The following is a 255-nucleotide window of genomic DNA, read 5'->3' on the forward strand; positions in this document are numbered from 1 at the left end:
CGGCATCGAGTAAATTACCTTGGAGTAATGAAATCACCGCACTCGCCGAGTCGGTGGCTGGTGAAGGATCCAGGACCCCGATCCCATCCAATGCCTGCTTCGTCCCTTCCAGCGTCCATTCCGGCACCGGCGCGGGATCGCGGACCTTGTCCGGTCGACCAACAGGATCCCACGCTTCAGACATTCCTACCGATCGCCGAGCTCTATTGGCGACAGGATCAAGAACCCTACGCGTGCTTGTTATGCCACCTGCCA

Annotated in this window: 1 protein-coding gene; it reads right to left on the reverse strand. The window is 58.8% G+C overall.

Going from position 1 to position 255, the window contains the following annotated elements; translation table 11 throughout:
- Nucleotides 1-184: hypothetical protein (locus tag ACYOEI_RS41405; protein ID WP_462856513.1), on the reverse strand; the 184-nt coding region annotated here is incomplete at its 3' end.
- Between the last annotated feature and the right edge of the window lie 71 nt (nucleotides 185-255).

The sequence above is a fragment of the Singulisphaera rosea genome (genome assembly GCF_054877945.1).